At 69.4% G+C, this 13,160-nt stretch carries 14 protein-coding genes; 7 read left to right on the forward strand and 7 right to left on the reverse strand.

Features of this window, described 5'->3' with window-relative positions:
- Window positions 1-81 precede the first annotated feature (81 nt).
- The 3 genes from HUA75_RS27350 (at window position 82) to HUA75_RS27360 (ending at window position 3,930) form a co-directional block, all read left to right on the forward strand.
- Window positions 82-1,455, forward strand: a complete 1,374-nt coding sequence (locus tag HUA75_RS27350) for a hypothetical protein (RefSeq protein ID WP_174488020.1) — start codon at window positions 82-84, stop codon at window positions 1,453-1,455.
- Between the two features lie 190 nt (window positions 1,456-1,645).
- Window positions 1,646-2,971 carry a magnesium transporter gene (mgtE, locus tag HUA75_RS27355; RefSeq protein WP_141645100.1) on the forward strand — a complete coding sequence of 442 codons (1,326 nt, stop codon included), beginning with the start codon at window positions 1,646-1,648 and terminating at the stop codon, window positions 2,969-2,971.
- Between the two features lie 35 nt (window positions 2,972-3,006).
- Window positions 3,007-3,930, forward strand: a complete 924-nt coding sequence (locus HUA75_RS27360; protein ID WP_174488021.1) for a hypothetical protein — start codon at window positions 3,007-3,009, stop codon at window positions 3,928-3,930.
- 21 nt (window positions 3,931-3,951) lie between these two features.
- Here HUA75_RS27360 and HUA75_RS27365 read toward each other — a convergent pair whose 3' ends face one another.
- Both HUA75_RS27365 and HUA75_RS27370 read right to left on the reverse strand, forming a co-directional pair.
- On the reverse strand, window positions 3,952-4,860 hold the full coding sequence (locus HUA75_RS27365; protein ID WP_174488022.1) for a tetratricopeptide repeat protein: 909 nt from the start codon (window positions 4,858-4,860) through the stop codon (window positions 3,952-3,954).
- Window positions 4,860-5,111, reverse strand: coding sequence for a hypothetical protein (locus HUA75_RS27370; RefSeq protein WP_371746200.1), 252 nt, complete (start codon window positions 5,109-5,111; stop codon window positions 4,860-4,862). The genes HUA75_RS27365 and HUA75_RS27370 overlap by 1 nt, the downstream gene beginning before the upstream one ends.
- A gap of 175 nt (window positions 5,112-5,286) precedes the next feature.
- Between HUA75_RS27370 and HUA75_RS27375 the strand changes: the two genes are divergently transcribed.
- Window positions 5,287-5,730 carry an NADAR family protein gene (locus tag HUA75_RS27375; protein ID WP_141645096.1) on the forward strand — a complete coding sequence of 148 codons (444 nt, stop codon included), beginning with the start codon at window positions 5,287-5,289 and terminating at the stop codon, window positions 5,728-5,730.
- A gap of 43 nt (window positions 5,731-5,773) precedes the next feature.
- On the opposite strand, the gene HUA75_RS47985 is transcribed toward HUA75_RS27375, so the two are convergent.
- Window positions 5,774-7,099 (reverse strand): rhomboid family intramembrane serine protease, encoded by a 1,326-nt coding sequence (locus tag HUA75_RS47985; RefSeq protein ID WP_174488024.1) that lies wholly within the window; start codon window positions 7,097-7,099, stop codon window positions 5,774-5,776.
- A 197-nt stretch (window positions 7,100-7,296) separates the two neighbouring features.
- Between HUA75_RS47985 and HUA75_RS27385 the strand changes: the two genes are divergently transcribed.
- The 3 genes from HUA75_RS27385 to HUA75_RS27395 are packed head-to-tail and all read left to right on the forward strand — an operon-like array spanning window position 7,297 to window position 10,031.
- Complete coding sequence (locus HUA75_RS27385) at window positions 7,297-8,208, forward strand: alpha/beta fold hydrolase (protein ID WP_174488025.1); 912 nt, start codon at window positions 7,297-7,299, stop codon at window positions 8,206-8,208.
- A 39-nt stretch (window positions 8,209-8,247) separates the two neighbouring features.
- Window positions 8,248-9,318: a sensor histidine kinase gene (locus HUA75_RS27390; RefSeq protein WP_174488026.1), complete on the forward strand. Its 1,071-nt coding sequence runs from the start codon at window positions 8,248-8,250 to the stop codon at window positions 9,316-9,318.
- Window positions 9,315-10,031: a LytTR family DNA-binding domain-containing protein gene (locus tag HUA75_RS27395; RefSeq protein WP_141645092.1), complete on the forward strand. Its 717-nt coding sequence runs from the start codon at window positions 9,315-9,317 to the stop codon at window positions 10,029-10,031. Before HUA75_RS27390 ends, HUA75_RS27395 begins: the two co-directional genes overlap by 4 nt.
- Window positions 10,032-10,039: 8 nt before the next feature.
- On the opposite strand, the gene HUA75_RS27400 is transcribed toward HUA75_RS27395, so the two are convergent.
- From HUA75_RS27400 to HUA75_RS27415, 4 genes are all read right to left on the reverse strand, one after another.
- The gene (locus HUA75_RS27400; protein ID WP_217439225.1) at window positions 10,040-10,423 is read right to left on the reverse strand and encodes a hypothetical protein; all 384 of its coding nucleotides are present in this window, start codon (window positions 10,421-10,423) and stop codon (window positions 10,040-10,042) included.
- 176 nt (window positions 10,424-10,599) lie between these two features.
- Window positions 10,600-11,478 (reverse strand): hypothetical protein, encoded by an 879-nt coding sequence (locus tag HUA75_RS27405; RefSeq protein WP_174488027.1) that lies wholly within the window; start codon window positions 11,476-11,478, stop codon window positions 10,600-10,602.
- 36 nt (window positions 11,479-11,514) lie between these two features.
- The gene (locus HUA75_RS27410; protein WP_141645089.1) at window positions 11,515-12,018 is read right to left on the reverse strand and encodes an HAD family hydrolase; all 504 of its coding nucleotides are present in this window, start codon (window positions 12,016-12,018) and stop codon (window positions 11,515-11,517) included.
- A 10-nt stretch (window positions 12,019-12,028) separates the two neighbouring features.
- A complete protein-coding gene (locus HUA75_RS27415) occupies window positions 12,029-13,159 on the reverse strand; it encodes an MXAN_5187 C-terminal domain-containing protein (protein WP_141645088.1) in 1,131 nt (376 codons plus the stop codon).
- Between the last annotated feature and the right edge of the window lies 1 nt (window position 13,160).

The following is a 13,160-nucleotide window of genomic DNA, read 5'->3' on the forward strand; positions in this document are numbered from 1 at the left end:
TCGGGGTATGAGTCAGGACGAAGCCCGCGCCGCTTCCCCCTGGCCGGAGGGGACGCCGACGTCGGGGTGAGACCCCCTCGGATGAAGACCACCCTCCCCCTCGCCCTGGCCGCCCTGCTCGCCCTCCCTGGCTGCGCGCAGAACGATGAACCGGCCCTCTGCAACTTGTCGCTCCCAGGGGAAGCGCCAGGCATCGACCCGCTGCTCGTCCCCGTGGGCGCTCCCGCGGCGATGCGCGTGGACATCGCCACCCGGACGCTCCAGTGCGAAAGCGGCAAGACGGCCCAGGCTCCCGACACCGCCACCGCGGAGGTCTTCGACCCGGAGAACCACGTCATCCCCTCCGAGGTCTCCCTGCAGGCGTCGGGCACGGTGGCCACGCTGAGCTTCACGCCCACCGTCGTGGGTCGGCACCACGTCATCCTCGCCTTCACCCCGGTGGGTGGCATCCGGCAGCTCGGCGTCTATGCGGCGAGCCACTGGGCGGGGGCTCCCTCCCCCGTCACCCTGCCCCTGCCCCGATGTGGCCAGCTCGAGCGCACCGCGCACGGCCTGTGGCTGTGTGACGGGGTCGCCTTGCGCAGCCCCTCCGACCGGCCCCTGCGACTGGGCACCGGCGCCACGCCTCCCGATGTGGCCGTGTCGGGCAACGTCGTCTGGGTGGTGGGAGATGGGCGGGTGCGCCGGTACGTGGATACGGGCTCCGAATTGGAGCTGACGGGCTCGCTGCTGCTGAGCACGACGACGGGCGTGAAGGTCATCCAGTCGCGATTGGCCTCGGAGAACGAGCTGGTGGTCCTGGACGCCGAGCTCCTGCACCGCTTCGTCTTCACCAACACCGGGGTGCTTGAGGCCCCCACTCCCGCCTTCTGGGCGACAGGGCAGCCTCGGATACCCTTTGGCCTGGACAGCGCGGTGGGGCTGCTGGTGCGCGCGGCGGAGGACCAGGTGTTGGTGGTGAGTCAGCCCGGGCCGATCGACAACAGCACGGCCTGCGCCTTCAAGGTCGGAGCGGACGGGGCCTTCCTGCCCGAAGGCCTGCTGTGCGCTCTCGTGCGCGGCAGACCCGTGGGGATGGAGGACGGCATCCTGTGGACCCAGGTCGGCGTCAACATCCCCACGTTGAACTCCGGACGCATGCTGCATCGCTGGGGCATCTCCGAGGGGCGGCTCGAGGAACGCAACGCGCTCATCCTGGATGCCTCCATCGCCGTGGCCGACGCGCCCCTCCGAGGGGGCTTCACCGTCCCCGCCCTGTACGCCGTCCCCCGGAAGAACACCGCGCTGACACGGCCGAGGGTCCTCCCTGACAGGTCCGCGCTGGGGCTGGAGCTGATGCCCACCAACATGCCGCTCGCCGAGGGCGCTCGCGCCACCTCACCCCGCTTTCATTGGGGCGGAGACTCGCGCCCCACTGTCGGCTTCACCACGGTCTACGAGCAGGCCCTGCCCTGAATCCACCGGTCCGAGCCCCGGAAGCGACTGGCTGGGGCTCCCACGAACGGTCCACGGCCCCAGGCTGGTGACAGGTTCGGAAAAAGCGAGGGGAGATGGTTGCCTGCCTCTCGCAGTGCCCTCCGTGCGGGTGTAGAGAGGCCGGCGCGTCGCGACTGGCCGCGCGCTCCCACCCTCGGAGGCGAGCCCCATGATGGACAGCCCTCTCAGCGCCTCGCTCTCCATGGAGGAGCTCCATGAAGCGTGGCCGGTGCTCTCCATCGACGAGCGCCTGGAGGGCTTCCGCCTCTTGCCGACCGCGGTGGCGGACGACTTCTTCCTCGCCCTGTCCGCGCGCGAGCAGGCGGAACTCATCCTCCACCTCCCGACATCGGAGCGGCGCACGTGGGTGCGGCTGCTGCCCCCCGACGACCTGGCGGACCTGGTGCAGGCGGTGGAGCCCGAGGAGGCCGACGCCATCCTCGCGCAGCTCGACGACGCGAGCCGGCGCGAGGTCAACGTGCTGCTGGCCTACGCGGAGGACGACGCCGGCGGTCTGATGAACCCGCGCTTCGCCCGCGTGCGGCCGGACATGACCATCGACGAGGCCATCGGCTATCTGCGCAAGCAAGCGCGGGAGAAGGTGGAGACCGTCTACTACGCCTATGCGCTGGACGCGGAGCAGCGGCTGCAGGGCGTGCTCTCGTTGCGCCAGCTCTTCCAGGCCGCCAGCGACAAGAAGGTCGCGGACGTCATGCACCACGACGTCATCACGGTGTCGGAGAACACGGACCAGGAAGTGGTGAGCCAGCTCTTCGCCGAGCACGGCTTCATGGCCCTGCCCGTGCTCGACGAGCAGAACCGGATGAAGGGCATCGTCACGGTGGACGACATCGTCGACGTCGTTCAGGAAGAGGCCACCGAGGACATCCAGAAGGTCGGCGGCATGGAGGCCCTGGAGGCCCCCTACTTCGAGGTGGGCTTCTTCGGAATGCTGAAGAAGCGCATCGGCTGGCTGCTCGTCCTCTTCCTCGGACAGATGCTCACCGCCACGGCCATGAGCAGCTTCGAGGGCGCGATTGAGCGCGCGGTGGTGCTCAGCCTCTTCGTGCCGCTCATCATCTCCTCCGGCGGAAACTCCGGCAGCCAGGCCTCCACCCTCATCATCCGCGCGCTGGCACTCGGCGAGATGCGGCTGAAGGACTGGTGGCGCGTGGCCCGGCGCGAGGTGCTCTCCGGGCTGGTGCTGGGCTTCGTGCTGGGCGCGGTGGGCCTGGGCCGCATCGTGTTGTGGCAGGAGGTGTCCGGCGCCTATGGCGAGCACGCCTTCCTGCTGGGCTGCGCGGTGGCGCTCTCCGTGCTGGGCGTGGTGACGTTCGGCACGCTCGCGGGCTCCATGCTGCCCCTGGTGCTGCGCCGCTTCGGGTTCGACCCCGCGAGCGCCTCCGCGCCCTTCGTCGCCACGCTGGTGGACGTCAGCGGCGTGGTCATCTACTTCACCGTCGCCAGCCTCCTGCTGCGCGGCACGCTGCTCTAGAGGCGCGAGTCACATCCCTCGCGGGAGGTCCGGCCATGATTCGCACCACCCTTCGGCGCACCCTCACCCTGGAGGCCCCGGAGTCTCCGGGACGCACCGCGCATGTCTCCGCCGCCAGCGGACTGGTGCGCGTGGGGGAGTGGCTCTACGTCGTCGCGGACGACTCGCTGCACCTGGCGACGTTCCCCGCGCGCGGAGACGCTCCGGGACGACTCGCGCGACTCTTCGCGGGCGAGCTGCCGGAGGAAACCCAGGCACGCAAGGCGGCCAAGCCCGACCTGGAGGTGCTCTGCGCGCTGGGGCCCTTCGCCGGGGCGCCTCATGGGGCCCTGCTCGCGTTGCCGTCGGGCTCCACCTCCGTGCGCATGCGCGGCGCCGTGCTCCCGTTGAGCGCGGAAGGAGCGCTCGCGGGCGAGGCGCGCACGGTGGACTGCTCGGCGCTGTACCAGCAGATTGGCCGGGAGCTGGGCTCGCTCAACATCGAGGGCGCGGCGATGGTGGGCAGCCGGCTGCGGCTGTTGCAACGAGGCAATGGGGACGCGGGCGTGGATGCGCTGGTGGACCTGGACCGCGAGCGCGCGCTGCGCGGAATCGAAGTGGGCGCGCTGGGTCCGGAGGTGCTGCGCACGATTCGGCGCTGGGACCTGGGCCACGCCGGCGGGGTGCGGCTGTCCTTCACCGATGCATCACCGCTGCCGGATGGGCGGCTCGTCTTCACCGCGACGGCCGAGGACACCCGGAATGCCTACGCGGATGGCCCTGTGGCGGGCTCCGCGGTGGGGCTGCTGGCGCCAGATGGGACGCCGCTGTTCCTGGACTCGGTGGACGCGAAGGTGAAGCTGGAGGGCGTGGACGCACGGGTGGAAGGTGGCCGCGTGCACCTGCTGCTGGTGGCGGACGCGGATGACCCGGCGGTGGCGGCGCCCCTGCTGGAGGCGGTGCTGGACGTACCGGCGTAGGCGCCCTGGACGGGCCCTGCGTCAGTCGTGCTCGTGCGCCGCCTCTTCGGGCCTGCCACCCACGGCTTCGAGCGAGGAGCGCGCGGGACGGGCCCGGTCGAAGGCCACCTCGCGCTGGCCCACACCCTCCGCCGTGGTGTTGGCGATGCGCTTGCGCGCACGGGCGATGTAGTCCTGCACGAGCGTCGGGTCCGGGTGCGTCTTCAGCGTCTCCACCCAGGTCTCGATGGCCTTCTCGTGCTCGCCAGCATCCGAGCGCAGCTTGCCCATCTCGAAGAGGGCGTGCGGGGACAGCTCCGAGTCCGGGAAGCGCGTGCGCAGGTCCGCGAAGGCGCGCGAGGCCTCCTGACGTCGGCCCTCCATCATCGCGATGGCCTGCGCCTGGAGGAACAGGGTGTCGTCCACGAAGACGCTGGTGGCGAAGCGCTCGACGAGGCGGCGCGTCTCCAGCTCGCACTGCTGATAGTCGCCCAGCTCGAAGTAGAGCTTGCCCACCTGGTAGTGCAGCTCCGCGCCTTGCGGAGGATTGCGCTGGAGCGCGGCGGTGAGCTGGTCGATGGCGCCGCGCAGGTCGCGGTAGTGCACCCGCAGCAGCTCCGCGAGGATGATGCGGGCCTCGAGTGCCTCGGGGGACTCGGGGCACTGCTGGATGAGCTCGCGGTAGACGCCCACGGCCTCCTTCACCTTGCGCTGCTCCAGCCAGTAGACGTCGGCGGCGCCCTTCAGCGAGCGGGCGCGCAACACGAGCGCCTCCGGCGAGCTGTCGTGGCGCAGCATGTCGAACGCCTTGCGGTATTCGACGAGGGCCTCGTCGGGACGCTTCTCGAAGATGGCGTCGCGGGCTCTTTGGAGGTGGTCGACGGGCTTGTCGCGACGACACCCGGCACCCGCCAGGGCCAACACGACGAGGGCGAACCGGAGCGACCGCACTAGCACTTCTCCGGAGTGACGGTGACGCACCGCGAATCCTCGCAGCTCACACACTCGGCGATGGGCGAGACGTCGGTGACGCACACGTCGACGCGGGAGGTGCGAGGGCAGTCCTCGGACGTGACACAACGGAAGACGCTCCCGTCTTCACGGGTGACGTCCTGGGCCGTGGAACCGCAGACTTCCAGGTCGTTGCATCCCAGCAACCCCGCTCCGATGGCGGCGAGGACTGCGTGCGCGGTGCGTCTCACGGCGGCGGTTCTACCTGGATTCGCCCACGCCGTCACGGAACGGTGTGTCTGCCCGTCTGCCCACCGGGAGACCCCTTGCACCCTCACCACATACGGTGAAGCCTGAAAAGCAAGCGTGTCACGAAGTACCCGGCACAATGCCGGTAGGATTTGGCTCACACCCAGGTGAATCAACATGACCGAGGCCATCCACTTCTACAGCGTCACCGACGACCACGGCTGGTGCTCGAACTTCGCGCCCTACCCCATCAAGCTGGGTGGCAAGACGTGGCCCACCAGCGAGCACTACTTCCAGGCCCGGAAGTTCGAAGACCCCACGGACGAGGAAGCCGTCCGACAGGCCCGGACACCGATGCTCGCGGCCCGCCTGGGCAGGGACCGCAAGCGCAAACTCCGACGGGACTGGGAGTCCATCAAGGTCTCCGTCATGCGCGAGGCCGTGCGCGCCAAGTTCACCCAGCACGAGGACCTTGCCCGGCTCCTGCTGGAGACCGGCGACGCGAAGCTCGTCGAGCACACCGACCAGGATGACTACTGGGGCGACGGCGGAGATGGCCGCGGCAAGAACATGCTGGGCCGCATCCTCATGGAGATTCGAGAAGAGCTGCGCGCACGGTAGGGCACCCCGAGCCCCTCTCCCCCCAGGCCCGTACTTCCCTGAATCAAGGCCAGTGCATCGATGCCAGGTCCTCGCGAAAGCCCGCCGCGAAGACAAGACTCACCACCACCGCGCCCAGTGCCAACAAGGACACCGCGCCCGCCCACCGCGTCCCGGGTGGCGTCGCGTCCTCACGCCGCCACACCCGCGCGAGCCCCAGCCCCACCACGCCTCCCGCGAGGGCGCCTCCCACATGCGCCGCGAAGTCGACCTGATTCCCCGTGCGCGACACGGCGATGGGAATCAGTGAAGGCACCAGCAGCCGCAGCGCCATCATCTGAACCTCCACACGGCCTGGGCCCACGGGCAGACGTCGGCTCACCGCCAACACCGCCGCCAGGAGCCCCATCAGTGCCCCCGACACGCCCACCGACACCACCGCATCGCCATTGAGCGCCATCGACAACGCCCCGCCGCCCAGCGCGCTCACGACGAGCAACACCCCCAGCCACGCTCGGCCCACCATGCTCTCCAGCACCATCGCCCCGAACCAGAGGCAGAAGCCGTTGAGCAGCAGGTGGATGAGGTCTCCATGCAGCAGCGGCGCCAGGAACAGCCGCCACCACTGCCCATGCTCCAGCACCAGCCCCGAGACCAATCCTCCCAATCCCACCAGTGTCTGGAGACCCGGCGCGAGCAGCCCCGTGCCCGGTGAGCCCACAGCGAAGAGGTGCTCCGCCGCGAAGCCAAGCGCCAGCGCCACCAGCAACGCCACCGTCAGCACCGGCTTGCGCTCGACGGCCTCCGCGACCTCGACCTCCTGCCCCTCCATCACGCGAGGCTCCCGGAGCAACCCTCGCACGTAGCCACGCGACACCATCGCGCGCCGCCACGTGTTCGCCCACACCTCGCCAGAAGACACGTCCACGTGCATCGCATGCAGGTGGACCTTGTTGAACATGCCGAGCCGGTGACGCTCCAACCGCTCCTGGTCCTCCCGCGTCGCGGGCCCGCTCCCTACTTCGATGAGCTGAAGGCCCACGGGCAGCTTCGTCCCACTCACCGTGCCCGAGTAGTGCAGACACGCCTTGCCCACGCGCTCCAGCGCCGAGGTCTCCAACGTGAAGCGCCGCGAGGGCTCACGCTCGCGCTCCACGATGCAGACGATGACGCATGAGTACCCGTCCGAATACGTGAGCACCGCGTCCGACGCATCGACCAACTCCGCCGCCTCGGGATGCGTGCCGGGCTGAAAGCCCTTGTCGGCCATCAACCGCCGCGCCAGGTACTCCGCGAACGGCGGCCCGGAAGTCACCGCGGCGGGCGGCGCGGGCACCTGTCCTGTCAACGCTTCCTCGGAGGCGGACTGCGTGGAAGGTGGCGGCGACACAGCGGTTCCTTTCCCAAAGCCCTGACCGATGAGCCTGCACGAGAAGCCCGTCTCCACGCCAGCCGCCCGGCCCCTCCACCACTCATCCCGCACCAGAACCGCTCATGGAGTATCCAGGGCTCCCGGCTGCCCGGCACGTACCTTCTTCCTCGCCCGGCACCGCCATCCCGGCGGCGTCCAGTTCGTGGGAGTCCTCCATGTCTCGTGCCCTGCTCCTGGCGGCGTTCGTCGCCGTGCCCCTCGTCTTCGGCTGCGCCACCACCTCCGGCGCCAGCAGCGCCGCCACTCCCACTGCGCCCTTCGCGGTGAAGCGCTCCGGACAGGGCCAGCCCGTGCTGTTCATTCCCGGTCTCGCGTCGTCGGGCGAGGTGTGGGAGGAGACGGTCGCCAGGCTCCAGACTCAGTACGACTGCCACGTCTTCACCCTCGCCGGCTTCGCGGGCCAGCCGTCGGTCCCCGCGCCCTTCCTGCCCACCATGCGGCGCGCGCTCGCCGAGTACATCCGCGCGCAGGGACTGAAGAAGCCCATCATCGTCGGACACAGCCTGGGCGGTGCGCTGGCGCTCGGCCTCGCCGCCGACGCACCGGACCTGGTGGGCGGCGTCTTCATCGTGGACAGCGTGCCCTTCCTGCCCGCCTTGATGTATCCGGGCGCCACCGTGGAGACCTCGAAGCCGTTCGCCGAGCAGTTCCGCACCCAGATGCGCATGCAGACCGTGGAGCAGCGCAGCCAGGGCTCGCGTCACGCGCTGCAGGTCTACATCTCCGATGAGGCACGACGAGAGGTCGCCGCGCGCTGGGGCGCGGACTCGGACCCGGAGACGGTGACGCAGGCGATGTACGAGTTGGGCATCACCGACCTGCGTCCAGAGCTGTCGCGCATCACCGCGCCCACCTTCGTGCTCGGCTCGTGGGTGGCCTTCGAGGGCCGTGTCCCGCGCGAGGCCGTGGAGGCCAACTATCGCGGCCAGTACCAGACCCTCACCACCGCGCGTGTCGTCATGCACGACACGGCCCGGCACTTCATCATGTGGGACGACCCCCAGGGCTTCCTCGCCACGCTGGAGGGCTTCCTGAAGACCACCGCTCCCGTGGAGTCACGGCGCTGAGCGTGGTGAACTCAGGTCCCACGCAAGGCAGGAGCTCGCATGTCATCCCGACGCGCCAAGGTGTATGCGGCCTGCCAGGTGGGCGGCTGGGGCCTCTACGGTCTCGTGAACATCCTGCTGACCCTCCTCACGGTGGTGGCCCTGTCGCGAGGCACGGAGCAACTGCTGTCTGGCTCGTTGTGGACCCTCGCGATGAGTCTCTCGGGCGGAGTCATCACGCACTTCGCCCGAGCCCCGCTGAACCTTCGCGCGTGGGTGCGGCTCCCGCTGCTTCGCCTGGCGCCACGCGTGGTCCTCGCATGCGTGGGACTGGGCGCAATCCAGCAGGCCGTGGGCCTCTTCCTGGCCTACCCCGTGCTCGGCCTCTACAAGCCCGAGGACTTCTCCTTCGCCTTCGCCATCACCGGCGTCTCGTTCTGGGCCGTGGTGATGCTGATGTGGCTGCTGACCTACTTCACCGTCCACTTCGTGGACCGGGCCCGCACCATGGAGCGCGAGCGCTGGCAACAGCAGGCCGCGGCCCAGACAGCGGAGCTGCGCTTCCTCAAGGCCCAGCTCCAACCCCACTTCCTCTTCAACTGTCTCAACAGCGTGCGCGCCCTCATCGTCGAGGACCCCGTCCGCGCGCAGCAGGCCGTGACGCGCCTGTCCTCCCTGCTCCGCCACGCCCTCTCCGCGCGCGGCCCCGAGACGGTGCCACTGTCCCAGGAGCTCCAGGTGGTGCGTGACTACCTGAGCCTGGAGGCCATCCGGCTCGACGAGCGCCTTCGCGTGCGCGAGGACGTGGCCCCGGAAGCGCTCGACATCCCCGTGCCCGCCATGCTCGTCCAGACGCTGGTGGAGAACGCCATCAAGCACGGCATCGCGCGGACTCCGGAAGGTGGCGAAGTGAGCCTGTTCGCCCACGTTCACGGAGGCGCGCTGCTGTTGGAGGTGGCCAATACCGCCGCGCCTCTTGGCACTCCCACCGCGCCCCACTCCAACGGCGTGGGCCTCCACAACGCGAGCGAGCGACTGCGCCTGCTGTGCGGCGCCCACGCCTCGCTCCTGCTCGACCAATCGCACGCGACACTCACGACCGCGCGCGTCCGGATTCCCCTGCCCTCATGAGAGTCCTCATCGTCGACGACGAACGACTGGCCCGCGCCGAGCTGCGCCGACTGCTGGCCGCCTTCCCGGACGTGGAGGTGGTGGGTGAAGCCACCCACGTGGACGATGCCTGCCGACAGGTGGAGGCCCTGGAGCCGGACCTGCTGCTGCTCGACATCCAGATGCCGGGCGGTACGGGCTTCGACGTGCTCGCCCGACTCGACGAGCCTCCGGACGTCATCTTCACCACCGCGTATGACGCCCATGCGGTGCGTGCGTTCTCCGTCAACGCGCTCGACTACCTGCTCAAGCCCATCGAGGCGGAGCGGCTTGCCGAAGCCCTGGAGCGGGTGCGCCAGCGCGGCGGCCATGTACCGCACGCGCCTTCACGCACCCAGGACGCATCCCTGGAGCGGGTCTTCGTTCGAGACGGTGAGCGCTGCTGGCTGGTGCAGCTCGCGCAGGTGCCGCTCATCACCTCCGAGGGCAACTACGCCCGGCTGCACCTGGAGGGACATCAGCCGCTGCTGCTGCGCTCGCTGAGCTACCTGGAAGAGAAGCTGGACCCGGCGCGCTTCTTCCGCGCCAGTCGCCAGCACCTCATCAACCTCGACTTCGTCGAGACCCTGGAGCCCGGCCCCGGAGGCACGCTGGTGGCGCGCCTGCGCGGAGGCACCGAGGTGGAGATGTCACGCCGTCAGTCCCAGCGCTTCCGTGAGCGCATGAGCCTCTGAAGCGCGCGTCAGTTGGCGCCACGCTGGCGCTTGGACGACTTGCCGGAGGTGAGCACCGTGTCCACCGCGGCCACGCTGCTGCGACGCCGCATCTGCTTCACGCGCTCTTCCATCTTCTCGTAGTGCTTCATGCGCGCCAGCATGTGCGGTTCCGAAGTCTGACAATGCAGCTGCGTCACTTCCTGGTGACGACGCCCCATCTCCTGCCACGTCTGGAGCATGGCCTGGTTGCCCAGGAGCCGCTCCTCGACATTGTCCAACACCGCGTCCAGCTGCTCGGCTTCCGCCTCCAACGCCGCGAGCCGCTCCTGGGACTCTTCCGAGGGCGTCGAGCACCCCGTGGTCACCGAGAGGCCCACCACCACCACCGACAGCCCGAGCCACCTCTGCATCCCCACATCGCCTCCCACGTGTCTCGCGCCATCCGCAAGCCTCTCGCGCGAAACCCAAACTAGGGAGGCCCCCCTGACGCGACAACCCGTGCGGGCAAGCGACCCGGCGGACTTTTCACGAAGTGACGATTCTCAACACCGCGGCGCGGGTTGGCGGCGGTGCCAACGCCCTCTTTTCACTCTCGAAGCGCTGGCACATGTACGCCGAGCACGGTGAGCATCGCCCACCAACCGAGAACAGTCCCCGCGCCCGCGCCAAGGACGGGCACAGGAAAGTTTCCGAAGAACGTCGAGCCCACCAGCGCGGCGAAATACAGGACGAAGGCGACGCCCAGTCGCGCGGTCCGCGAATCCCGACTCCGCGCCGCGAGGAGTCCTGGGAGCAACAACCCCGTCATCGCGGCAATCGCCAGGAACACCCCCAGCGCTCCTCGCGAAACGATGAGCACGAGGATGCGCTCCACATGGTCGACCGGAGCGAGCGGGTCGCTCCGCGTCCAGGTGACGACCACAAGCCCCAGCAGCACCATCGCGATGGGGATGCCCACGCGCCTGTTCACGAAGTCGCCCCCCACCAGCAACGGCAGCGTCGCGAGCGCGAGCGCCGTGGCCTGTGAGGCATCCGGCTGCAGGAGGTGAAACCCCTGCACCAACACCATGAGCCCGCACGCGAGCCACCGAGGCCAGCCCCCGCGAGACGCGACGCCGAGCAACAGCCACGGCAGGAAGGCCGCTGACGCGTTGACTCGCATGGGCCCCAGCGACCACCAGCGATGAACACCCTCCAGCCCCGGCGCGGCCAACGTCGCGGCGATGGCGAGACACGCGAGCACGGGGAGCACTCGCTCCGCCCGGCGATGCGACTCCCACGGGCCCCGCGTCAGCAGCATGAAGCCCGCGCCGCCCAACACGATGGCCACGAGGTTCGGAAGAAACGCGGCGGGACGGACACCGTGAGCACTCGCCGCCCAGAGACCGACGCACGTCGCGAAGACGGGCGCGACGAACCACCAGGGCCGGGAGACCTTCATCACACCCACGGGCTTCTCATCCAAGTCCCCTCGCATCCGTCCACGCGGACCCGCGAGTGGCTACGGCCTGTGACGCAGGATGAACTCACACACTTCGCGCGCGGCACCGAAGCCCGCGGGCTTCTGGGCGACGTAGTGCACTTGCGCGCGCACCTCGTCAGGGGCCTCGGGCGGCGCGGAGGAGAAGCCCACGGCCTTGAGCAGCGGCAGGTCCACCACCTCGTCACCCATGTAGCCGCAGTGCTCCGCGGAGACGTTCAGCAGCGCCAGAAGCTTCTCGAAGTGCGCCACCTTGTCCTGGCTGCCGAAGTGCACGTGTTTGATGCCCAGCGACTGCATGCGCATCTGCGCGGACAGGCTGTCGCCCCCGGAGATGGCGGCCACCTCGATGCCCACCTCCTGGAGTCGCTTGATGCCCATGCCATCCCGCACGCTGTACATCTGCGTCCAGCCGGAGTTGGGCACCCAGAAGATGCGTCCGTCGGTGAGCGTCCCGTCGATGTCGAAAATCATCACCGACAGACGCGCCACCCGCGCCTTGAGCGATTCCAGGTTCTGATTCATCGCGAGCGGCCTACTTCGGCACGGCCTTGAGCGAGGCCTTGCCGTCCTTGATGACGACCTTGAACTCCACCGCCTTGGCGTTGTGCTGCTTGAGCAGCTCCGGCACCTGCTTGCGCAGCGTCGCGGCCACCGACTCGTAGGAGATTTTCGAGGTGTCTTCCTGGCACCGCCGCTTCGCGGTGACATACGCGTCGTACACCGCGCGCAGCTTGTCGTCCGACATGCCTCCGCCACCCGCCGAGGGAGGCTTGGGCGCCGCCGAAGCCACCGGAGCCGGAGGCCGGCTGGGAGCCGTCACACCCGGCGCGGAGGAAGGACGCGCCGGGGGAACCGTGGAGCCCACAGGCTTCGCGGTGGCCATGCCCGGAGGCACCGTCGCGGTGCCCCTCGCCGGAGTGCCACCCACCGGCGACGTAATCGTGGGCAGTCCGCGCGGAGGCGTTCCCGTCACCGGCGCCACGGTGGGCTGGCCCCGAGGGGGCGTTCCCGTCACCGGCGCCACCGAAGGCATTCCACCCGAAGTCAGCGGCGCCACACCCGGCACGCTCGCTCGCGACGCGGGCGCCATGGCGGGTGCCACCGAAGGCACCGCGGAAGACCCGCGCGCGGGCATGGCCGAAGCGGCGGCGGCGATACCGGCCAGCTGCGGCTCGTTGGTGGGGCGGGGGCGGAGCACTTCCTCCACCTCCTCGAAGTCCATGTCGGAGATGTCCTCCGGCAGCTCCACCACGCCCTTCTTCGCGTCACTGCTGGAAGATGTGCCGCGCACCTCCGCGCGACGGCGGGCCTTGAACAAGTCCCTCTTGTACGTGCCCGCCTCGATTTCCTGCAGCGTGCGCGTCCAGAGCCGCTCGTACGTGAGGTACTTGCCGTGGATGCTCCCGACGCGGAACTTCGCGGCGGTGCTGCGGATGAAGCCGGTCTTCAGCCGCATCACCCGCTTCTTGAAGTCGTCGTGGGCCCGCGTGGGCGGATGACGCTCGTTGCCCAGGAAGTACTGCTCGTAGAGGTTGCGGAGCACGGCCAGCTCCGCCTCCAGCGCCTCACACTCCTGGAGGACGGCCTCACTGGAGCTGCTGTCCGCCTGGGGCTTGCCAGCGAAGGACTTCGAAGCGGACTGTCGGGCGTCGGGGGGAGGCATG

It is taken from the genome of Myxococcus sp. CA040A, assembly GCF_013336725.1.
Classification (GTDB): Bacteria; Myxococcota; Myxococcia; order Myxococcales; family Myxococcaceae; genus Myxococcus; species Myxococcus llanfairpwllgwyngyllgogerychwyrndrobwllllantysiliogogogochensis.